Below are 19,214 nucleotides of genomic sequence, written 5' to 3'. Positions count from 1 at the left end.
AGAAGCGCCGAGTGTAGCTTATTGAGGCTCAGTTTCATCATTTCCGTTAGCCGCAGAATTATCTGAAGAATCGGATTCAGTTTCAGCTGTTTCATCCCCAGCTGCTTCTTCTGTCGTCGACGTGGTATCTTCACCCTCATTTTCGGAGTCGGTTGGGTCGGCAACTGGGTTTTCAGTGCTGGCCTCCACGACGTCTCCGTCCTCATCAACAACGGGTACTTCTTCGCCTTCAACCATTTCGGTTGGCTCTTCTGGTTCAGGAGCGGCTTTGGGTTCAGGTCTATCAACCGGGCTGGCCGCATTAACGCGCAAATATTCAATCACAGCTGCGCGGTCTTCTTCATTTTTAAGGCCGATAAAAGCCATGTTGGTGCCGCTTAGGTGAGCCGCAGGTCTCGTCAGAAATCCGTCCAATTGCTCATACGTCCAGTCATAACCGGCGGAGGCCATGGCGGAGGAATAGCTGAAGTCAGATTTATGCGCTGTTGGGCCTCCGACAACGCCGTAAAGGTTCGGCCCTGTGCCGTTGGGCCCGCCGGCTTCGACATTATGGCAAGACTGGCATTTTTTAAAGACCTTGGCGCCTTCATCGGCGTCCATGGCATCTACCCAGCTTTGCTGAGGGAAGGGCAGGTCCAAGACTTCTTCTTCGCCTGATCCTAAATCAATGGCGCCAACGGAATAAACCGGAACTTCAGGGGCGTCTGTGTGCATAAGGAAGTGCGGCACTTCACGTAGAACCATGACACCCAAAGCGGTTGCCAAAATGGCGCCGGCGATTTTGTTGAAACCAAGCTCATCCATGGGACGATTTCCTTCGTAATCTTATTCTTAGACGGCCGAGCAGTGCCCGTCCCGTTTTGTTTCGTGGTCTTAATATAAACATATCACGCGAAAGCAAATGGAAAACCACTTGCGGCACACAGTCGCAAAGGGTTTAAGCCCTGTTTGAGACGTTTATTTCAGGATTGAGACCAATATGAGCGATGTGATTGTTTATCAGGGGGAATCCGGGGCCTATTCCCATCTGGCCTGTCAGGCTTTTTTCCCGAACCACACTCCGATGCCTTGTGCAAGTTTTGCGAGTGCGTTTGCGCGCGTTCGGGACGGGGAAGCGCAACTCGCCATGATTCCTGTCGAGAACACTGTCGCGGGGCGTGTGTCGGATATTTATCACCTTTTGCCGCAGGGCGGGCTGCATATTGTCGGAGAACGATATCTGGCGGTTCACCATCAGCTTCTGGGCGTCAAGGGGGCAAAAAAAGAAGACATTAAGACGGCCCGCTCGCATCCTATGGCGTTGGGACAAGTCAGAAAAAAACTGCTCGAGTGGAATATACGCTCTGTTGCGGATGTGGATACGGCCGGCGCGGCGCGCAAAGTTGCCGAAGAAGGGGACAAATCGGTTGCAGCGGTTGCGTCCAAGCTTTCCGCGGAAACCTATGATCTGGACATCCTAGCCGAGAATATTGAAGATGAGTCTCATAATACGACCCGGTTTCTTATCTTATCGCCAAATCCGGTTATGCCGATCCAGACAGACGGCCCTGTTGTTACCAGTTTTGTGTTTAAAGTCCGAAGTGTCGCTTCTGCCCTTTATAAGGCGCTGGGCGGGTTTGCGACGAACGGTATCAATATGACGAAACTTGAAAGCTATATGGTCGGAGGGTCGTTCCAAGCAGCGCAATTTTACGCCGATGTAGAGGGACATCCGGATAGCCCGGCAATGCGTCACGCGCTGGAAGAGCTCGCCTTTTTCTCGGAAAATTTGACGATCCTTGGGACCTATCCGGCCGATTCCAGCCGAAATTTGGGATAGCGAACACATCAAATTGAGCGCGTATGGCTTTTCCCGCGACAGAGGACGTCTTATATGAAGGTCATGAAATCAATTATTTTCATTACGACAGCCGCAATTCTCGGCTTTTCTACGCTCACGCCGCTAAGCGCCTATGCCGGGCATGATGTGATCTATACTTCATGGCGGAATAATGCCGCCATTGGGGGGTATGACGCTGTCAGCTTTTACTCTGGCAATCCTCAGAGAGGAGAAAGAGAGTTCTCCACTTTTTATAAAAGCGCAAAATGGTATTTCCAGACCGAAGCCAATCGCGATCTGTTTTTAGCTAATCCGAGCGCATTTGAACCGCAATTTGGCGGCTATTGCGCATGGGCTGTGGCAAAAGGCAAACTGGCCAAAGGCTCTCCAAAACATTGGTATGTCGAGGACGGCAAACTCTATCTGAATTTTAGTGAACGCATTCGTGATCGCTGGCTCGCCGATAAAAATGACTTTATCAGCAAAGCCAACTCAAGATGGCCTGAGATTTTAAAGTAAAACGAGCCTTTAACCTTGCTCGACCCAGTATTTCATAAGCTGATGAGCGATGGTGACGCGCGGCGGACAAGTAAAGGCGTCGCCAGTTTTATCAAAAACCGCTTTCACCTCTTCGCGGGTAAACCAGCGGCAGTCCTCCAGCTCGTCTTTGTTAATTGTAATATCCGTATTTATGGCGTCGCTGATGACCCCAATCATAAGCTGGCTCGGAAACGGCCAGGGCTGACTGGCGATGTAACGATGATTTTTTGTTTTTATACCGCTTTCTTCTTCAACTTCGCGCGCGACAGCTTCTTCTATTGTCTCGCCGGGAGAAACAAATCCAGCCAGAGCAGACATAAAACCTTCCGGCCAGCCAGGTCCGCGGCCCAGAAGGAGTTTGTCATCATGTACAACCAGCATAATCACAACCGGATTGACCCGCGGGAAATGCTCCGTCGCGCAGCTTTCCCGCGAACAAATTCGCTTATTGCCGCCCTCGCCGGGATTACTCGGGGCTCCGCATTTGGCGCAGAATGGATGCTGAAAATGCCAATCAAGGATGGATTTCGCCCGACCGGCCAGCGAGAGTTCTTCCGCGCTCATTTGTCCGCCCACCGTACGTAGGTTCTGGAAGTCCTTTTCTAAGGTGATAGCGTCGTTCTTCTGTAGATTGCCGACGAATATAGGTCGGTTTCCTTCCAATCCTACGAAAATAACATGCGGGTCGACCAGGTTTTGACCGATGAGTTCCGTTGGATGCACGCGGATAAGTTTTCCTTTCGCATCGACAGCGGGCTGACCTTTATAAAACAAAATGGCGCGCGCCGCCGGTTTCGCCATGAAATCTTGAAGCTCCTCGGGGGAGCGCTGAGTTTCGCAAAAATCGATAGGGCTGCCGGCAAAGGGCATAAGGTCAGTATAGGTCATGCGGCTCTATAACGATGTCAGCCGGAAAAGACACGACTGAAATCATGAAGGGTGAGTTTTCCGGGCTAAGGGAGAGCTTACCCAAAATTACCTCGAATTTAGAAACCGTGGCAAAATTACAACGGCTCCTGCCGGGTGCAGAAAGGACGGGAACGAACCTATCGCTATCCGCATATCCTTCTCCGTGATTCATCACGAAAGGAAAATAAAATGAGAAAACTAACAACTTCCGCCCTAGCGGGTTCAATGGCACTTTCCATGGCATTTTTTGCGGGAACAGGTGTTGCTCAGGCTCAAGACTCAGGCGCTTACGGTACGATCGGTGCCAGCACCTATGAATTCGATACCTATAACGCGACGGGGCGTTTAGGGTATAATTTCAACCAGTATTTTGGCGTCGAAGGTGAAGGCTCCGTTGGCATTGCCGGTGAAGAGCAAAATGGCGTCGATGTGAAAACTGACTGGGATTTGGGCGCTTACGCTGTAGGCCGTCTCCCGATTACGGAACGCGTGGATGCCTTTGCGCGTGCAGGTTATTCTGTCGTCAGCCTTAAGGCCGAAAGCGGCGGCGTCAGCATTCAGGATGAAGCAGACGGCTACGCAGTCGGCGGCGGACTTCAGTATAATATCGACGATAGAAACGGAATTCGCGCTGGCTATACCTATAAGGAAGGCGAAATAGACGGTGTTGATGTCGATGCCGACGTTTGGGATGTTTCCTATGTGCGGAAGTTCTAAGCACTTTAGCTTAAAGGGGGCGGGATTACCGTCTCTCCAGAGCCCCGGTCAGCCATCTGGCCGGGGTTTTTTTATGGGGTTAGGACTTGCCCCGTCGTTACCTATTGTCCATATAGCCGCCCGGAAGGTTGGCTTTGGACGGGAATCCGCGCCAACCCGGTCAGGTCGGGAACGAAGCAGCCGTAACGTGGCTTTTTCGGGTCAGGGTTCAGCCTTCCACTCTTTTTCTAAAATTTCTATCTCAGTTTTTAAGCGGTCTTTTTGTCGTTTGTATTGGCGTTGCGTTGTTCGGTGTCGTCCGGCTCGTCGACGCCGGCGTCAGCCATCCAGCGATTAGCAAGGCTCCCATGTACCAGTGCGGAGATCAGTATAGTGAAACTAATGACGCACCAAATTCTCTCCGGATCGGCAAATTCAACCTGATTAAGACCGAACGCGGCGTAAAAAATTGAGCCCATCCCCCGAATACCGAAAAAGGCGATTTTGGCGCGGTCGACCTTTTCCATATCGTGACCTAATAGGGAAATCCACGCAGCGATCGGGCGGATTACAAAGACGACTGCCATAGCAATCGCAAAATCCTGCCATGTCCAGACATGCCAGAGCGACCCTCCGATGAAGGTTCCGAACCATAAAAGTATGACGGCGAGTAAAATTGCCTCCAGCTGGTCGGCCGATTTGTGTGCCTTATTCTCGTAAGGTTCTGCTTTGGTGTCTTTGGTAAATGCCCTGGCGGCGCGGGCGGAAATAAAGACAGACAAAAATCCGTAGCCATGAACCAGTTCCGCAAGTCCGTATGAGAGGAAGGTAGCTGCCAATAAGACCAAGGCAGCGTTGGAGCGATTGTTGGTGGCGTCCCCGATAGAAGAAAATAGGATCTTCGTCAGGCACCACCCTACGGCGAGTCCCGCGATTACCCCTGCCGTGGTGCGGTATAGGACATCTTCCAGAACCCAGCTTCCCCATGAAAAATCGCCTGTGGCTAGGGCCACGCCTACGGCTAGCCAAATGAAGGGAAAAGCCAATCCATCATTCAATCCTGCCTCGGAGGTGAGCGCTGTCCGCGTTCCGTTCTGCTCGCTATGCGGCGAGCCGACGGAGACGGACCTTGCTAACACCGGATCTGTTGGGGCCAGGGCCCCTGCCAATAGAATTGCGCCCGCTACGCTCAGTCCCGCAAGATTAACTCCGAGCCAGACAACGCATAAGATTGTTAAAGGCATGGCGATTGCCAATAGGCGCCAAGTCGGTTGCCATGTTCGCCAGCGGGCTTTGAGGTCAATAGAAAGTCCCGCACCCGCAAGAGAAATAATAACGATTAACTCCGAGGCATGTTCGACAATTTTAGCTTCTGTCTCAGTGCCCATTGGGTTGATGACAGGGAGTCCTATCAGCGCGCCTATAATGCCTACAAGGATGTAGATAATCGGAATGTTGAATAACATTTTATCGCGGAAGGCGGGCTGGAACGTCAGCCCCATAAACGCTGCTCCTATCAAGCTATAATAGAAGGCAATTTGGTTTTGCATGATGAAATCGGCCATTATTTGCCTTACGCGCGGGGAACCGCTTTGGCTCCAGTTCGTTTATAAAAAAAGGAGCTTATATGCCTGACAATGAACAAGCCAGAACAGATGATATGCCAAGCACGCCTAAGCCTCATCATAAACGGTTGAGTACTTTTATTATTCTCGCCGTATTTATTGGCGTTATAGCCATCGTCGTGTTCCTTTAAATAGGAATCGAAATTCAATCCTTCCATGGATTGCATAAACTGTGGACGCGCAGCGGAGTTTACGGTCTTCACCCTTTCCCCGCTCACTCATTCTGCCTATATATTTTGGGATGAATACGACACCGCAACAATCCTATCAGGTTCTGGCCCGGAAATACCGGCCCTATACCTTTGAAGATATGATCGGTCAGGACGCGATGGTGACAACCCTCACCAATGCGTTTGAGGCGGGGCGCGTTGCTCATGCCTTTATGATGACCGGTGTTCGCGGTATCGGGAAAACAACTACAGCTCGGCTTCTCGCGCGGGCCTTAAATTACGAGACAGATGAAATCGATCATCCGTCAACGGATCTCTCTAACCCCGGCAAACATTGCGAGCTTATCATGGCCAGCTCTCATATGGACGTGCTGGAGATGGACGCCGCGTCTCGGACGGGTGTCGAAAATATGCGCGAAATGCTGGATGGGGTGCGTTACGCTCCGGCGACGGCGCGTTATAAAGTTTATATTATTGACGAGGTACACATGCTCTCGGCCGGGGCGTTTAATGCGCTCCTAAAGACTCTCGAAGAGCCGCCTGACCATGCGAAATTTATTTTCGCGACAACCGAAATCCGTAAAGTGCCGATCACGGTTTTATCCCGCTGTCAGCGATTTGACCTTCGGCGGGTGGAAGCCGGGGCGCTTGCCAAACACTTGCGCGGTATTTGCGAAAAAGAAAATGTCAAAGTTTCCGAAGACGGTTTGGCTCTGATCGCGCGAGCGGCCGAAGGGTCTGTTCGAGATTCTTTATCTCTATTGGATCAAGCCATTGTACAGGCGGGACTGAAAGGCGACGAAGTTAGTTTCGAGCAGGTCCGATCCATGTTGGGTTTGGCCGACCGCGTACGGGTGCTCGATTTATTTGGCATGGCGGCGCTTGGCGACGGCAAAGGCGCAATTACAGAAATGCGGGGGCAATATGACGACGGGGCTGACCCGGCAGTGGTGCTCCGCGATCTCATGGATATTTGCCACGAAATTAGCCGAGCGAAAACTTTGGGCGATGACGCGGATTTTGATGCCGCACCGGATCAGATAGAGCGGATTGAAAAACTAGCAGAGCAACTTTCCATGGGACAGTTGACCCGCCTCTGGCAAATTCTGACACAGTCTCATAACGAAGTTCGCATGGCTCCTGCGCCATTGGCGGCCGCAGAAATGGCGATGCTGAAATTGGCTGTATCTGGACAAATGCCGCCGCCGGAACTCGCCGCTCAAATTATTGAGCGCGCGCAGAAAGCCGCAAAAGAGGGCGGGGAGGGATTACCCGTCCTGCCGTCTTCGTCGCCGGCCACGACAGCACCTCAGGCTACAATGCCGTCGGCTAGCGCTTCCCCCACTAAAAGTAATATTGAAGCTAGCGGCTCATCTACAGCTACGGCCCAGCTCCAGGCGCCAAAGCCCGTTTCTGCAGGCCCGCCCCCTGTTGATCTAAAGAGCCTTCAAGATTTGGTGGAGGCATTGCCGGAAACCCAAATCAAATTGCGGTCGGACATTGAACGTTATGTTCGCCCCATTCGGTTTCGCCGTGGCAGCCTCACGATCGAATTAGTCAATGCCGCGCCGCCTGCAATGGTCGGAAAAATGGTGAGCGCCATACAGGACATTACGGGCGAACTTTGGATTATCTCGACGGAAAAAACTGGCGGAGGGCCGACTCTTGCGGAGCTTCGGCGCAAGGCAAAAAAAGACCAAGCCGAGAAAGACCGGGCGCATCCGGCTTTCTCCCACTCGCTTCTTAAAAACGCCAAATTACTCGGAATTACGGAAATAGAAAACCATAACGTCATTAAAGGCGATTTCGGACATGAGCCGACATCTGCCGAGATAGACGATGAAGAGGATTAAATCATGAAAGATTTGATGGGCCTGATGAAACAGGCAAAAGACATGCAAAAGAAAATGGAACAGGCTCAGGCAGAAGTCGCCGACCTGGTTGTTGAAGGAAAGTCAGGAGGCGGGCTTGTCACAGTCACGCTGACAGGCGGCGGCAATATGAAAGGGCTCAAAATTGATCCGAGCCTTTTATCTGACGAAGAAGCCGAGATTCTTGAAGATTTGATCGTTGCGGCTTTCCAAGACGCCAAGGCCAAGCTGGATACGGCGCAAGGCGAAACTATGAAGAATGCCATGGGCGACGTGCAGCTACCGCCCGGGATGAAAATGCCGTTTTAACGCGGTTTGGCCGCCTTGAACGATTTTTCTACGGCGTAATAAAGCGGTTTCGGTTCCATATTTTTATCAAATAGAGTCGAACGCTTTTCTATTCCGTCTTCGCGCGGCCACCATTCCTGTAGCCAGCTATATTTATCTGACAGACCCCAGGCGAGAACATCTTTGACTTCGCTGTAATCCAACATCATGTCGAGGAAAGCGCCGCCATAATCCGCCACCAATCGGTCGCGGGTAGCGACATCCGCCGGCAGGCGAGTGTCGTTCACATCAAATTCGGATAAAATGAGGTCGTAGCCCATAGCGACGATTTCATCGATAAATTGGCGGAACTCTTTACGCTGGGGATCCGGATAACGTCCGGACGGATAAAGGCTTCCGTCCCCTGTTCCCAGGTGGGATTGCACGCCGAACGCATCTATTGGCACATCATTTTTACGGAAATGTTCCAAGAGCTTTAAGACGCCCGAAATATGTTTTTCATTTCCGGGCTCCCAAATCATATAGTCATTATAAACGAGTTGTGTATCTGGGAGGTGTTTCCGGGCTTCCCGAAAAGCAAAATCAACAACATCCGGACCATAGTTTCGTGTGAAAACCGTGTCGCGCATCAAGCCCGTTTCTGGCGTAATAGTTTCGTTCACCACATCCCAACTGGATATACGCCCTTTATAATGCGTTGCGAGATCACGGATATAGTCACTCAGATAGCCCTTCATACCTTGGCGCGGGTCAGGGCCAAAATCGTGTTCCGGCATCCAGGACGGGAGGAAGTCATCCCGATTCCAAAGCAAAACATGGCCGCGCATCGCCATGTCATTTTCTTCAGCGAAATCTACGATGGCGTCACCGCGGGCGTAATCCATTGGGCCTTCAACGCCTTGTGTAACATAGATTTTGTGTTCGTTTTCAGCGACGAGGATACCGCATTCGCGTTTAATTAGGTCCAGATAGGCTGGGTCTTGCAATGCGTCAGAGCCTATCGCCGTGCCAAACCGCAAGCCTTTGCTCTCGGCCAGATCATTCAATCCATTCGTGACGGAAACTCCAGTGTTTTGACGCGTGCTTGCGCAAGCGCTTAATGCGGCGAGTCCCGCTCCGCCCATTAAAGTCATTAGTTTGCGGCGATTAAAGTCCATTGGACTCTCCCTCATTTATGTATCGTTTCGTCAAGCTACCATCCGAAGGTGATAATGACAACGTTGTCTTTTTTCGTTTTTAAGCTCCGCAGCCTCATCAATACCTGCACCACGAGCGAATATTTAAGTTTATAGGTGAATTGGAACAAGTTTCGGATTATTGCTTTATATAAAGGGCAACAAAAGGGGGACGGAGTCATACATTTCATCGAATATATATTTTTCGTTTTAATGGCGGTGGGGGTGGCCGGCGCCATAATCCCGCTTTTCAACCTCCAAATCTGGTGGTTGAGAGCCTGGACCTATACACGAATTCAACTCTTATATCTCGCCGCAATTCTCTATATTGTTTATCACATACTCTTCGGATTGAACGTGTTCATGCTCGTCGGGCTACTCATTATTGTGGGTTTTTGTCTGAAGGATATTTTTGCCTTCACCGTGTTTGGACGGAAGCTCACAGAAGACGCCGACCCGAACTCTACCGCGCCCAGTATTAAACTGCTCGCGGCGAATGTTCTGATGGAGAATGACGACGCCCGCGGGTTACTGACCTCCATAGAGGACAAAGACCCGGATGTTATTCTTATGGTTGAGACAGATGAGAAATGGCGCGGTTTTATGAAAGATGTCGAAGCCCGCTATCCGCATAGCTTCTTACTGCCCCTGCCGGACCATAATGGGATGTTGTTTTATTCCAAATTTCCGATTTTAGATGTTCAGGACAGGCGCTTAATTCAGGATCATATTCCCTCGCTAAAAATTGATCTTGAGCTGGAGAAAGGTCGTAATTTCCGACTTTACGGCGTTCATCCTCGCCCTCCGCGTCCGCAAGACGATACCGAAGATATGGATCACGAGCTGCTAATTATTGCCAAAGAAGTCAGAGAGACCGATGGACCAACTCTGGTCATGGGGGACTTGAACGACGTGGGGTGGTCGCCCACAACAAAGCGCTTCCTCGCGATCAGTGAGATGCAGGATCCGAGACGGGGCAGAGGTCTTTACAACACTTTTAACGCCAAAAATATTCTTGAGCGGTGGCCGCTGGACCATATTTTTCATACGCCGCATTTCAAATTGGTGCGTATGGAACGGTTGCCTAAATTTGGCTCGGACCATTTCCCCATGTTTGTCGAATTAAAACTGGAATCTTTCGAAGACTGAATTCAGTCTCTATTGCTGGGTCCTTTGCCTGCTAAGCTGACCGCGAATCAAAAGGATGGTTATGTCAGGTTTGAATGTCAGTCCGGAAATAGAGCGCTTAATCTCGCTCTTGGCAAAATTACCGGGGCTGGGACCGCGTTCGGCGCGGCGCGCGGCTCTTGATCTTCTGAAAAAACCGGACGCCCTGATGCGGCCCTTATCACTTGCTTTGGGCGAGGCGGCAGAGCGCATTTCCACCTGCCGCATTTGCGGTAATGTGGACTCCCGAAACCCCTGTCATATCTGTACCGCGCCCGGGCGGGACAAATCTATAATCTGCGTCGTGCAGGACGTCGCCGATCTTTGGGCGATGGAGCGAGCGAGCGCCTTTAAAGGCCAGTATCATATTCTCGGCGGGACGCTATCAGCGCTGGACGGTATCCGGCCTGAGGATCTGAATATTGCTGCTTTGATAGAGCGGGCTTCCGATCCAGACCTCAAGGAGGTTATCCTGGCAATGAACGCCACTGTCGACGGGCAAACCACGGCGCATTACATCACGGATCATCTTTCGGGGACGGGTGTCTCCGTCTCGCGTCTGGCGCATGGCGTACCGGTTGGCGGAGAATTAGATTATCTGGATGACGGGACCATTTCCACCGCGATGAAAAGCCGGCGACCATTCTGACAAAATAGCGGGGGCGCGGAATGTCATTTTTCGGGAAAAAACTAGAGCTGACGTTTTCCGTCACCATTCTTTTCGCAATGAATCTTATTCCGATCGCCGGAGTTTATTTTTTCGGCTGGGATGTCGGCACGCTGCTACTGCTTTACTGGTTGGAGACCGTCATTGTTGGCCTGTTCAACATACCTAAAATGCTCAGCTGCCAAGGCGTTGCGGAAAACTCTAAATCGAAAATGGGATTGGGGGGCAAACTCTTTTTGTGCGCTTTTTTCACCGTCCACTTTGGAGGTTTCAGCTTTGGGCATTACGCCTTTTTAGGCAGTTTTTTCGACGCCGTTCCGCCCCTATTTGAGCTTGGAAAAACTCTGTTTTCTGCGACAGGCCTCTTCTTTGCGACGTTGGGCTTGCTGGTCAGTCACTTGATTTCAATGGGAATCAATTTTTACGGAAAACAAGAATATAAAACTCGCTCCCCCGACATGCAGATGTTTATCCCTTACGGGCGAATCGTTATCATGCATGTGGTGATCATTATCGGGGGCGCTTTGGTGCAATCCTTTGGCGCGCCTGTTTTGGCGCTGATCCTTTTGGTGGTTCTTAAAATCGGAATTGATCTGTTTGCGCATGGGGCAGAACATCAAAACCTATTTCAGAAATCAGATCCGGCCAGGGTTAAACCTTAAAATTCTTCGAGTATGGAGGTCCCCGTGCCTTGATCCGGGCTCGTCCAGTGCCACGTCTCATGCAGGCGTAATTTACCCGACGGCAAAATTTCCGGCACGGTATGACATTTTCCGGTCATCAGGGTGCCTGACTTATTTCGGTGGTGATACCTCAGATCGAGTGAACCGTCGCGCGCTATGACGCCGATAAGCTGCCCAAAGGCAATTTCGCCGCCTGAATAAGTGGCCGTAACCAAGTCATGATCTTGTTGATAGATGAAGATTGTCTCGGACGTGGTCTCTGACGCCCCTTGCGTTTGGACGGGCCGGAAAAGTTTTCCGCCATAATAGATGGGGATCTTCGGCCGCTTGGTCATTCACTTGTCTTAGGAAATTGAGCGATATTGCCGGTCGAGCTGTCCCGCTCTTTCAATTCGAGGCTCTCAATTTTATCGGCTCGTCCGGAAATCTTTTCGGTAGAGATTCGAATTTGACGCATATCTTCCGTGGTTTGATTAAAATGACTTTGAAGCTTCGCGACTCTTTCATCCAGACGAGTAACGTCTTTGGACATTTTCCCGACTTCGCTTTGAATAATATGCGCTTGCTCCCGCATGGCGGCGTCGCGCATCACGGCCCTCATAGTATGGAGCGTCGCCATAAAGGTCGTCGGCGAGACAATCATAACTTTTTTTGTGAAGCCGTGCTCAATGACTTGCGGGAAATGCGTGTGGAGCTCGGCATAAACGGCTTCGCTCGGAAGGAAGAGCATCGCGATATCGTGTGTCTCGCCAAAAATAAGATATTTGCCGGCGATATCATTGATATGACGGGTGACATCTGCGGCAAATCCTCGTTTGGCGACGGTGGTTTGATCCGTATTGTCCGCTTCGGTTAGCCGCCGCCAGGCTTCCATTGGAAATTTGGAATCAATCGCGACATCGCCTTGCTCTCCGGGCAGATGGATAAGCGCGTCCACACGTTTGCCGTTTGAAAGAGTATGCTGAAAGGAAAAGGCGTTGGGCGGAAGATAGGTCTCTATGAGGTCCTGCATCTGTTTTTCGCCAAATGCCCCGCGGGCTTGCTTGTTGGAAAGCAGAGATTGCAGGCCGGACACCTCGCCGGACAAAGTCTCGATATTCTTTTGCGCACGATCAATCAGCGCCAGCCGCTCATGGAGTTGTTTCAGATTGGCAGAGTTTCGTTCCTGCGTGTCGACAATGGATTTCCCCACCCGCTCAGACACTTTGGATAGGCGTTCGTCCAGGCTCTGGCGGAACATGGTATCGCGCTGGGCGCTATCCTCGGCAAATTGCGACAAGCGTCCCTGAAGCTCTCCTTGCTGGGCCTGCATTTCCAGTAATTTTTCCCGAAGCTGCGCGGCCTGTCTCACGCCTTCGGGGTCCTTGCGCCCGCTCGAAAATATCATCGTGATCATTGCGCCGATTAACGCAAAGGCCAAGAGCAGAATAATGTGGACCAGAGAAAGGTCTAGCCCGCCAAATGAAAGGAGAGGTTCCATATTTGTTCTAATGACACGGAAAATCGAGTCGGGGAAGGGGCTACAAGCTTAACCTCGTAAACGCCCCCCGACTTTCATCACGCTTTCGATGATTTTGTCACTGACTGCGTCGATTTCCTTATCCGTAAGAGTGGCGTCTGTCGGAGACAAAGTCACCTCTATTGCCAGAGATTTGTGACCATCTTCTACGCCCTTGCCCTGATAGACGTCGAACAAGCTCACATTGGTAATGAGCTTTTTGTTCGCGCCCTGGGCCGCACGTAACACATCATTCGACGCTGTCGCCTCCGGAACGATAAAGGCGAAATCGCGCGTCACAGGCATGAAATCTGATAAGGTCAGAGCGCCTTTGGATTTAGAGGCGTTTTTCTTTCGCGGGGCCGGCAGTTCTTCTGGCCAAATTTCAAAGGCCGCCACACGACCTTCAACACCTAAAGCCTTCAAAACGCGCGGGTGCAGTTCCCCAAAACTCGCTAAAACCTTTTTAGGCCCCATCCGAAGCGACCCCGAGCGGCCCGGGTGCCAATAGTCTCCAACAGCTTCCATAAGCATGAGGTTGTCGGTAGAGGCGCCCATGGCGTCTAAAGCTTCGATAACGTCTGCTTTGGCGGTCAAGGCAGAAACCTCTTCCGCTCCGGCCCAATCCCGCGCGCTTTCAACGCGGCGCATTCCCGCAAGGGAAAGACGCTGATCTTTCGGCTCTTGCCCGGCAAAGACGGGGCCAAGCTCGAACAAGGCCGCGCCCGGATAGCCTTTATCAGCATTGCGTTGTCCGGCGAGCAAAAGGTGAATCAGCGCGCTAGGGCGCATGGTATTCAAATCATTCGAAATCGGATTATCGACGCGCAGGGCGGGATTATCTCCGCCGAAAAGCGCGGCGTGTTCGTCTAATGCGAACGACCACGTCACAGACTCGGACAGGCCGCGCAGGGCCAACGCCCGGCGCGCAAGCCGCGTCCGGTTTTGTGTCAGGGTCGCGGTGGGTTCGCGCCGCCCGGGCAAAGGCGGCAGGCTGACGGCCTCCAGATTATGATAGCCGTGAATACGGGCGATCTCTTCGACTAGGTCCGCGCCTTCGGTACAATCGCGGCGGAAGCTTGGCACGGTTACTTTCCAGATTGGGCCGTGTTTGACGGTAAAGCCGAGTTTGGTCAAAATTGTGTTCATCTCCTCATCTGACAGGCTGAGGCTTGTCAGTTTGTTGACCTGCATGGGATCAAATTCGATGGGGTCAGGGTCAGTCGGAATTTCGCCGCCAATCACGATATCGCTGGCTTCACCGCCGCAGATTTCCAGAACGAGCTGTGTTGCGAGTTCGCAGCCGTCAATCAGTCCGCCCGTATCGACGCCGCGCTCGAACCGGTATTTCGCATCGGAATTGACGCCGAGCCGTTTGGCGGAGCGGCGAATGGTCAGCGGATCGAAATAGGCGCTTTCAATTAAAATATCCGTCGTGTTTTCATCACAGCTCGAGTCCTCGCCGCCGACAATTCCGCCAAGGCCAAGAATGCCGCTCTCATCCGCAATGACGACATCGTCTGCGGTTGCTGTGTAAGTGCGGTCATCCAGCGCTTCGAATTTCTCGTCTTTGCCCCGGCGCACTATGATAGAGCCGGTCAGCTTGGACATGTCATAGAAATGCAGAGGCCGCGCGCGGTCATAGGTGATGTAATTTGTAATATCGACGAGCGCTGAAATCGGGCGCAGGCCGATAGCCTTTAATTGGTCCTGAAGCCATTTCGGCGAGGGGCCGTTTTTGACGCCGCGAATGTGGCGGCCAACAAAAGCCGGACAGCCCTCCGTATCGTCCACGCGAATTTTCTGATCCGTCTCGAATTTTGGCGGGGTCAGATTTGTCGGTGGGGTAATTAATTTGCCCAGCCCGACCGCGGCCAAATCGCGCGCTATCGAATTCACGCCAAGCCAGTCCGGGCGATTAGGCGTCACTTCGAAATCAATGACGGGGTCATTCATATTCAGGGCGTCGGCCAGAGGCGTGCCCATTTCAAGCTCCTGCGGCAAATCCATAATGCCGTCATTTTCCTCATCGACTTCAAGCTCTTTGCCGGAACACATCATACCGGAGGACTCAATGCCGCGAATTTTGCGGGGCTTCTTATCTAGGCTGAAATCCAGACCCGGAATATAGGCGCCAAGCGGGGCATAGGCGACGGTCATATCAGCGCGCGCATTCGGGGCGCCGCAGACGATTGTCTTGGTGCCGTCACGGGTTTCGACCGTGCAGACCTTGAGTTTATCCGCGTCAGGATGCTTTTCCGCCGTAAGAACTTTGCCGATAGAAAACTCTGACAGTTTCTCTGCCGGATTTTCAACGTCCTCGACTTCGAGACCGGCCAGCGTCATCGCCTTGACCACTTCGTCAATCGTCGCCTCTGTCTCGAGGTGCTTTTTCAGCCATGAGAGTGTGAATTTCATTAGGATAGCCCCGTCGCGAGGTTAGCTTGTAGGAGTGGGTCGAAGCCGTAATGGCCGAGCCAACGTGTATCCGCGGCGAACATGTCGCGCAGGTCCGGCATGCCATATTTCAGCATGGCAAGGCGGTCGACGCCCATGCCGAAGGCAAAGCCCTGATATTCTTCGGGATCGAGGTCGCAGGCGCGCAGCACATTCGGGTGCACCATGCCGCAGCCAAGAATTTCCATCCAGCTTTCGCCCTGGCCAATCTTGATGGCCGCGCCGTCGCGCTCATAGCGTACATCCATTTCAGCCGAGGGTTCGGTGAAAGGGAAGTGATGCGGGCGGAATTGAACATCGACATCTGTTTCGAAAAACGCGCTGACAAAATCCATGAGCACGCCTTTGAGGTGGCCCATGTGAATGCCTTTATCAATCACCAGACCCTCGACCTGATGGAACATCGGCGTGTGGGTTTGGTCGGAGTCAGATCGGTATGTCCGGCCCGGCGCAATGATGCGAATGGGCGGCTTTTGCGAAATCATCGTGCGGATTTGCACTGGCGAGGTGTGAGTCCGTAAAACCTTTTTTTCTTCGTCACCCACAGGGGACATAAAAAATGTATCGTGAATATCGCGGGCCGGATGGCCGGGCGGGAAATTCAGCGCGGTGAAATTATGAAAGTCGTCTTCGATGTCCGGGCCTTCGGCGACAGAAAACCCCATATCGGAAAAAATGACGGCCATTTCTTCCATGACTTGCGGCACAGGATGGAGCGTGCCTTTGCGGCGGGCAATCGGTAGCGACATGTCCATGGTTTCAGAGGCGAGCGCTGCGTCGAGCGCTTTGTTCTCAAGCTCTGATTTCTTGTGCTCGACTAAAGTGTTCAGGTCGTTTTTCAAACCGTTCAGCGCTGGGCCCATGACCTTCTTCTCTTCAACGCTCATCTTTCCGAGCTCGCGCATCATCAGAGAGACTTCGCCCTTTTTGCCGAGCGCGGCGACACGAACGTCATCCAGGGTCTGAAGGTCTGAAGCGGCCTCTATCTGGGCGGCAATCTTTGTTTTGACGGAGTCGATATCGGCCATAGTGGCGGGTCTTTCGGCGTAGCTGACAGGCGGACATATTGCCCGCTTTATATGAGCCGCGTTTTGACGTTTTGCGCCGCGTCCGTCAACCAAAAGCCTGGGCCGGTCTGCGATTGAGGATCAGCCGGATTTTTTCTTTTTCGTTTTTGTAAAAGTTGTCCGGCCATTGGATTTTTTAGCGGCGGGATCGTCGAGAGGATCTAAGTCTTCGGCAATCTCTTCTCGTTTGCGATAAAGACAGCTCGCTTCATCAACCGAGTCGAAGCCGAAATTGATCTGTTTCAACGTTTCATGGCTGCCGAGCAAGAGATAGCCATAAGGAAGCACTAAGGACGAAAGGCCGCGCAAAACCCGAAGTTTCGCCGGGCCGGAATAATGCGGCAACGCGCCGCGAAAGAGGACCCCGTGAAATTTTGGGAGGCTACCGAGACTTGAGAGCAAGTGCACGTCTTTGAACTGTACCATGGCTTTCAACGAGTCTTTGACAATCCAATCGCTACTACTCGGTTCGGGCGACGGATCAAAAAATCTAATAAGATCGCGGGCGGGTAAGCCTCGCTGCACTTCGAAATGTGTATAGCGCCCAGCTTTGGCCCGATCCAAGGCAGCGGAGGGGTAATCGACCCCGATGATTTCCAGGCTCAGTCCGGGAAATTGATCTTTGACCCGTTCAAACGCCATGGCCATGCCATAAGCTTCCTGTCCGGCCGCGCAGCCAAAAGAGAGAAGTCTCACCTGACCTCCGCCCCGGACGGCATATAAATCAGGGAGAATTTTGTCCGTAAAAAGGGTAAAGCTTTTTGGGTCTTTATTGAAATGGCTGTCACGCTCTAACAAAGTCGAGACCACCTGAACGGCTAGCCGGCTTTCTCCGGTGCCGAATAACTCATCCACAAGGGCGTCGAGAGACTGAAATCCTTCTTTCCTCGCGAGGGCAGAGAGCCGCGTTTCTACCAAAAAAGCATGATCCGACCCTAAATTGACGCCTGCCAGCTCTAAAGTGAGCCGTTTCAAAGCCTCGTAATAGGGAGGGTTTAAGCTGAGCGCCCCCGCCATGATTATATCAAACCGGCAAGTTGGAATTTCGATTCGATAATATCTGAATCAAAAGGCTTCATAATATATTCGTCGGCGCCGTTTTGCAGGGCCTCAGTAATCCGTTCAACGCTACGCTCGGCGGTGCAGAAAACGACCGCAGGGGCGTCGCCCTCGGGTAATTTTCTCAAGGCCTGCAAAAATCCGAATCCGTCCAAAACCGGCATGCGCCAATCCAGCAAAACAGCGTCAGGCATGCTTAATTTACAAAGATCCAGAGCGTCCTTTCCGTTCTCAGCTTCGGATACCTCAAAATTCATATCCTTCAGGATACGCGTGGCGACACGGCGGATCATTTTGGAATCATCGACAATCAGGCAGTGTTTTACTTTGCTCATGAAATGGCTCCGACCCTAAATTCATTCGGTGAGAACCCGTCAGCCAATGTCGTGTCGAGTAAAGCTTCAAGCCGAGAGCTTATTCCTTCTTCAACGGGCATTTTCGGTATGGGTTTTTCTTTTTTGGCAGTGTAATTGAGCATTAACTTGAGCGAATTGCTCATCGGGTCATGTTCAATCGACACCAAATCGGGATGGTCACAGACGTTAGCCCAAGCCTCGCTGAGAGGATCCGCATTAGTACGAAATGTCATAGTTTTTGCTGTTGCGCTAATATCAATCTGACAGAGCGTTTCAGGTTTTGTGGTGGCCGCTAAATGCCGAATGAGACAAGAGAGCCAAGTTTCGGCTCGGTGTTTCAATAGATCAGCTTTTGATTCCGGGAGCGCGACGCCGCCCATATCATAAGAAAGGCTGAGGGTGAGGGCCGCCTGCCGGGCAACAGAGAGGCCATTTTGAATAATGTCCCGGATAAAACTTTCAAGCGCCACTTTGGATTCTCGAGATGCAGGCTCAGATGCTGCAACGACGTCAGGCTCTATCGGTTCTGCGAGAGTTTCCACTTGAAGGTCGATTGCATCAGAAGGGTCTTCTGGAACGATGTTTTCAGGATTCGACGATGATTGAAAAGATGCCAGAAGCGAGTCAAAAGCAGGTTTATGCGCAGCGTCGACAAATGGCAATGTGGATTGCATAGCTTCTACGGCGCGGGCCTGACGGGCCGTTTCAGAAAAGTCGACGGGAATAATATCGGCGCTTTCCTTCGGCTCTGATTCTATAGACACGTCTTCTTGGCCTTCTTCCATTTCTGTTAGGCCGACTTCGTATAGCGCTACGACATTGGAGAGGGCGTGAAGGCGTAAAGGGAGACGGTGTTCATCCCCCAGCGATTGCAGGGCATCTTGAGCTGAACGGTAAATGGCGCGGGCATGGTTTAACTTTGCGCCGCTTTGGATTTCCGCCAAAACATCTGTCATATCCTGCGCGCAGTCCACATTTGCCCGGTCCAGGGCTTTGTGACAGCACTGCACGAAGGCGCGGGCCTGTTTTATGCAATCACCCATATGGTCTGATCATCCAAACTGTTTCACCAAACGATGTTCGCGGATCATCCACGACATCTTGTGTAAATCATGACCAAAAAGGGTTAAGACGGACTAAAGCGTCGTCACAATTTCCAGTTTGACC

The 19,214-nt window shown here is 51.9% G+C and carries 20 protein-coding genes and 1 other RNA gene; 10 read left to right on the top strand and 11 right to left on the bottom strand.

Annotated elements, in window-relative coordinates; translation table 11 throughout:
- Nucleotides 1–18: 18 nt before the first annotated feature.
- A complete protein-coding gene (locus tag ACNA05_RS03340) occupies nucleotides 19–804 on the bottom strand; it encodes a c-type cytochrome (RefSeq protein WP_415809954.1) in 786 nt (261 codons plus the stop codon).
- Nucleotides 805–979: 175 nt separating this feature from the next.
- Here ACNA05_RS03340 and ACNA05_RS03335 point away from each other — a divergent pair, with 175 nt between their 5' ends.
- Both ACNA05_RS03335 and ACNA05_RS03330 read left to right on the top strand, forming a co-directional pair.
- Nucleotides 980–1,819: a prephenate dehydratase gene (locus tag ACNA05_RS03335; protein WP_415809953.1), complete on the top strand. Its 840-nt coding sequence runs from the start codon at nucleotides 980–982 to the stop codon at nucleotides 1,817–1,819.
- A gap of 54 nt (nucleotides 1,820–1,873) precedes the next feature.
- The gene (locus ACNA05_RS03330) at nucleotides 1,874–2,338 is read left to right on the top strand and encodes a YHS domain-containing (seleno)protein (protein WP_415809952.1); all 465 of its coding nucleotides are present in this window, start codon (nucleotides 1,874–1,876) and stop codon (nucleotides 2,336–2,338) included.
- A 9-nt stretch (nucleotides 2,339–2,347) separates the two neighbouring features.
- Here ACNA05_RS03330 and nudC read toward each other — a convergent pair whose 3' ends face one another.
- On the bottom strand, nucleotides 2,348–3,247 hold the full coding sequence (gene nudC, locus ACNA05_RS03325) for an NAD(+) diphosphatase (protein ID WP_415809951.1): 900 nt from the start codon (nucleotides 3,245–3,247) through the stop codon (nucleotides 2,348–2,350).
- 210 nt (nucleotides 3,248–3,457) lie between these two features.
- On the opposite strand from nudC, the gene ACNA05_RS03320 reads away from it, so the two are divergent.
- Both ACNA05_RS03320 and ffs read left to right on the top strand, forming a co-directional pair.
- Entirely contained in the window at nucleotides 3,458–3,985 is a 528-nt protein-coding gene (locus ACNA05_RS03320) for a porin family protein (protein ID WP_415809950.1), read from the top strand.
- 122 nt (nucleotides 3,986–4,107) lie between these two features.
- Nucleotides 4,108–4,206: signal recognition particle sRNA small type (gene ffs / locus ACNA05_RS03315), an RNA gene on the top strand.
- A gap of 27 nt (nucleotides 4,207–4,233) precedes the next feature.
- Here the strand turns inward: ffs and ACNA05_RS03310 are convergent.
- Entirely contained in the window at nucleotides 4,234–5,529 is a 1,296-nt protein-coding gene (locus ACNA05_RS03310) for a cation:proton antiporter (protein ID WP_415809949.1), read from the bottom strand.
- Between the two features lie 62 nt (nucleotides 5,530–5,591).
- Between ACNA05_RS03310 and ACNA05_RS03305 the strand changes: the two genes are divergently transcribed.
- The 3 genes from ACNA05_RS03305 (at nucleotide 5,592) to ACNA05_RS03295 (ending at nucleotide 7,939) form a co-directional block, all read left to right on the top strand.
- Entirely contained in the window at nucleotides 5,592–5,720 is a 129-nt protein-coding gene (locus ACNA05_RS03305) for a hypothetical protein (protein WP_415809948.1), read from the top strand.
- A 110-nt stretch (nucleotides 5,721–5,830) separates the two neighbouring features.
- Nucleotides 5,831–7,612, top strand: a complete 1,782-nt coding sequence (locus tag ACNA05_RS03300; RefSeq protein WP_415809947.1) for a DNA polymerase III subunit gamma/tau — start codon at nucleotides 5,831–5,833, stop codon at nucleotides 7,610–7,612.
- 3 nt (nucleotides 7,613–7,615) lie between these two features.
- A complete protein-coding gene (locus ACNA05_RS03295; protein WP_415809946.1) occupies nucleotides 7,616–7,939 on the top strand; it encodes a YbaB/EbfC family nucleoid-associated protein in 324 nt (107 codons plus the stop codon).
- On the opposite strand, the gene ACNA05_RS03290 is transcribed toward ACNA05_RS03295, so the two are convergent.
- Nucleotides 7,936–9,075, bottom strand: coding sequence for an endo-1,4-beta-xylanase (locus tag ACNA05_RS03290; RefSeq protein WP_415809945.1), 1,140 nt, complete (start codon nucleotides 9,073–9,075; stop codon nucleotides 7,936–7,938). The two genes, ACNA05_RS03295 and ACNA05_RS03290, sit on opposite strands and share 4 nt — an antisense overlap.
- A gap of 243 nt (nucleotides 9,076–9,318) precedes the next feature.
- Between ACNA05_RS03290 and ACNA05_RS03285 the strand changes: the two genes are divergently transcribed.
- From ACNA05_RS03285 to ACNA05_RS03275, 3 genes are all read left to right on the top strand, one after another.
- Nucleotides 9,319–10,242 carry an endonuclease/exonuclease/phosphatase family protein gene (locus ACNA05_RS03285; RefSeq protein WP_415809944.1) on the top strand — a complete coding sequence of 308 codons (924 nt, stop codon included), beginning with the start codon at nucleotides 9,319–9,321 and terminating at the stop codon, nucleotides 10,240–10,242.
- Nucleotides 10,243–10,303: 61 nt separating this feature from the next.
- Nucleotides 10,304–10,909 carry a recombination mediator RecR gene (gene recR / locus ACNA05_RS03280; protein ID WP_415809943.1) on the top strand — a complete coding sequence of 202 codons (606 nt, stop codon included), beginning with the start codon at nucleotides 10,304–10,306 and terminating at the stop codon, nucleotides 10,907–10,909.
- A gap of 20 nt (nucleotides 10,910–10,929) precedes the next feature.
- Nucleotides 10,930–11,589 carry a DUF6498-containing protein gene (locus ACNA05_RS03275; RefSeq protein ID WP_415809942.1) on the top strand — a complete coding sequence of 220 codons (660 nt, stop codon included), beginning with the start codon at nucleotides 10,930–10,932 and terminating at the stop codon, nucleotides 11,587–11,589.
- On the opposite strand, the gene ACNA05_RS03270 is transcribed toward ACNA05_RS03275, so the two are convergent.
- The 7 genes from ACNA05_RS03270 to ACNA05_RS03240 all read right to left on the bottom strand — a co-directional run bounded on the left by ACNA05_RS03270 (nucleotide 11,586) and on the right by ACNA05_RS03240 (nucleotide 19,090).
- The gene (locus ACNA05_RS03270) at nucleotides 11,586–11,945 is read right to left on the bottom strand and encodes a n-acetylglutamate synthase (RefSeq protein WP_415809941.1); all 360 of its coding nucleotides are present in this window, start codon (nucleotides 11,943–11,945) and stop codon (nucleotides 11,586–11,588) included. The genes ACNA05_RS03275 and ACNA05_RS03270 overlap by 4 nt on opposite strands.
- Entirely contained in the window at nucleotides 11,942–13,090 is a 1,149-nt protein-coding gene (locus ACNA05_RS03265) for a DNA recombination protein RmuC (RefSeq protein WP_415809940.1), read from the bottom strand. The genes ACNA05_RS03270 and ACNA05_RS03265 overlap by 4 nt, the downstream gene beginning before the upstream one ends.
- Nucleotides 13,091–13,138: 48 nt before the next feature.
- Nucleotides 13,139–15,526 carry a phenylalanine--tRNA ligase subunit beta gene (gene pheT, locus ACNA05_RS03260; RefSeq protein WP_415809939.1) on the bottom strand — a complete coding sequence of 796 codons (2,388 nt, stop codon included), beginning with the start codon at nucleotides 15,524–15,526 and terminating at the stop codon, nucleotides 13,139–13,141.
- The gene (pheS, locus tag ACNA05_RS03255) at nucleotides 15,526–16,593 is read right to left on the bottom strand and encodes a phenylalanine--tRNA ligase subunit alpha (protein WP_415809938.1); all 1,068 of its coding nucleotides are present in this window, start codon (nucleotides 16,591–16,593) and stop codon (nucleotides 15,526–15,528) included. Before pheS ends, pheT begins: the two co-directional genes overlap by 1 nt.
- Before the next feature lie 120 nt (nucleotides 16,594–16,713).
- The gene (locus tag ACNA05_RS03250) at nucleotides 16,714–17,649 is read right to left on the bottom strand and encodes a CheR family methyltransferase (RefSeq protein ID WP_415809937.1); all 936 of its coding nucleotides are present in this window, start codon (nucleotides 17,647–17,649) and stop codon (nucleotides 16,714–16,716) included.
- 2 nt (nucleotides 17,650–17,651) lie between these two features.
- Nucleotides 17,652–18,026 (bottom strand): response regulator, encoded by a 375-nt coding sequence (locus tag ACNA05_RS03245; protein WP_415809936.1) that lies wholly within the window; start codon nucleotides 18,024–18,026, stop codon nucleotides 17,652–17,654.
- Nucleotides 18,023–19,090 (bottom strand): hypothetical protein, encoded by a 1,068-nt coding sequence (locus tag ACNA05_RS03240; protein ID WP_415809935.1) that lies wholly within the window; start codon nucleotides 19,088–19,090, stop codon nucleotides 18,023–18,025. Before ACNA05_RS03240 ends, ACNA05_RS03245 begins: the two co-directional genes overlap by 4 nt.
- Nucleotides 19,091–19,214 lie beyond the last annotated feature (124 nt).

The organism is Litorimonas haliclonae (assembly GCF_965138505.1).
Lineage (GTDB): Bacteria > Pseudomonadota > Alphaproteobacteria > Caulobacterales > Maricaulaceae > Litorimonas > Litorimonas haliclonae.
Note: the sequence above shows the minus strand (reverse complement) of the source record. Positions and strands in the feature narration are given on the sequence as shown.

Bases quoted from the DNA above. Each gene is read 5' to 3' on its own strand.
- ACNA05_RS03340 (WP_415809954.1), bottom strand. From the start codon at position 804: ATGGATGAGCTTGGTTTCAACAAAATCGCCGGCGCCATTTTGGCAACC.
- ACNA05_RS03335 (WP_415809953.1), top strand. From the start codon at position 980: ATGAGCGATGTGATTGTTTATCAGGGGGAATCCGGGGCCTATTCCCAT.
- ACNA05_RS03330 (WP_415809952.1), top strand. From the start codon at position 1,874: ATGAAGGTCATGAAATCAATTATTTTCATTACGACAGCCGCAATTCTC.
- nudC (WP_415809951.1), bottom strand. From the start codon at position 3,247: ATGACCTATACTGACCTTATGCCCTTTGCCGGCAGCCCTATCGATTTT.
- ACNA05_RS03320 (WP_415809950.1), top strand. From the start codon at position 3,458: ATGAGAAAACTAACAACTTCCGCCCTAGCGGGTTCAATGGCACTTTCC.
- ACNA05_RS03310 (WP_415809949.1), bottom strand. From the start codon at position 5,529: ATGGCCGATTTCATCATGCAAAACCAAATTGCCTTCTATTATAGCTTG.
- ACNA05_RS03305 (WP_415809948.1), top strand. From the start codon at position 5,592: ATGCCTGACAATGAACAAGCCAGAACAGATGATATGCCAAGCACGCCT.
- ACNA05_RS03300 (WP_415809947.1), top strand. From the start codon at position 5,831: ATGAATACGACACCGCAACAATCCTATCAGGTTCTGGCCCGGAAATAC.
- ACNA05_RS03295 (WP_415809946.1), top strand. From the start codon at position 7,616: ATGAAAGATTTGATGGGCCTGATGAAACAGGCAAAAGACATGCAAAAG.
- ACNA05_RS03290 (WP_415809945.1), bottom strand. From the start codon at position 9,075: ATGGACTTTAATCGCCGCAAACTAATGACTTTAATGGGCGGAGCGGGA.
- recR (WP_415809943.1), top strand. From the start codon at position 10,304: ATGTCAGGTTTGAATGTCAGTCCGGAAATAGAGCGCTTAATCTCGCTC.
- ACNA05_RS03275 (WP_415809942.1), top strand. From the start codon at position 10,930: ATGTCATTTTTCGGGAAAAAACTAGAGCTGACGTTTTCCGTCACCATT.
- ACNA05_RS03270 (WP_415809941.1), bottom strand. From the start codon at position 11,945: ATGACCAAGCGGCCGAAGATCCCCATCTATTATGGCGGAAAACTTTTC.
- ACNA05_RS03265 (WP_415809940.1), bottom strand. From the start codon at position 13,090: ATGGAACCTCTCCTTTCATTTGGCGGGCTAGACCTTTCTCTGGTCCAC.
- pheT (WP_415809939.1), bottom strand. From the start codon at position 15,526: ATGAAATTCACACTCTCATGGCTGAAAAAGCACCTCGAGACAGAGGCG.
- pheS (WP_415809938.1), bottom strand. From the start codon at position 16,593: ATGGCCGATATCGACTCCGTCAAAACAAAGATTGCCGCCCAGATAGAG.
- ACNA05_RS03250 (WP_415809937.1), bottom strand. From the start codon at position 17,649: ATGGCGGGGGCGCTCAGCTTAAACCCTCCCTATTACGAGGCTTTGAAA.
- ACNA05_RS03245 (WP_415809936.1), bottom strand. From the start codon at position 18,026: ATGAGCAAAGTAAAACACTGCCTGATTGTCGATGATTCCAAAATGATC.
- ACNA05_RS03240 (WP_415809935.1), bottom strand. From the start codon at position 19,090: ATGGGTGATTGCATAAAACAGGCCCGCGCCTTCGTGCAGTGCTGTCAC.